Below are 469 nucleotides of genomic sequence, written 5' to 3'. Positions count from 1 at the left end.
TAACGATGGCGGCGTCAGTGCACCGAAGACGGTGACCATCACCGTGACCGGCACCAACGACGTTCCAGTGGCCGTCGCTGACACCCAAACCACCGGCGAGAACAGCGTTCTTAGCGGGCAGGTGCCGGCAGCGACCGATGTCGATGGCACCATCGCCAGCTACGCCCTCGACACCGGCGTAGGTCAGGGCAACGGTAGCCTGACGTTCAATGCCGACGGTTCCTACAGCTTCACGCCCGGCACCGACTTCGACGGTCTCGCCGCGGGCGAGAGCCGCGACGTCACCTTCAGCTATACCGCCACCGATAACGACGGCGGCGTCAGTGCACCCAAGACTGTCACCATTACCGTCACCGGCACCAACGACGCGCCGGTGGCTCAGGCAGGCACGGCCACGACGGAAGAGAACACACTACTGACCGGCCAGGTGCCGGCGGCAAGTGACGTCGACGGCACCATCGCCGGTTAT

General features: G+C 65.0%; 1 protein-coding gene. It reads left to right on the top strand.

Annotated elements, in window-relative coordinates; translation table 11 throughout:
- Positions 1-469 (top strand): Ig-like domain-containing protein (locus BTW07_RS19230; RefSeq protein ID WP_167369310.1); only part of this gene is annotated, 469 nt, incomplete at both ends.

The sequence above is a fragment of the Salinicola socius genome (assembly GCF_001937195.1).
In the GTDB taxonomy this organism is placed as follows: domain Bacteria; phylum Pseudomonadota; class Gammaproteobacteria; order Pseudomonadales; family Halomonadaceae; genus Salinicola; species Salinicola socius.
The sequence above is the reverse complement of the archived record's forward strand: the minus strand, read 5'-3'. Positions and strand labels throughout refer to the sequence as shown.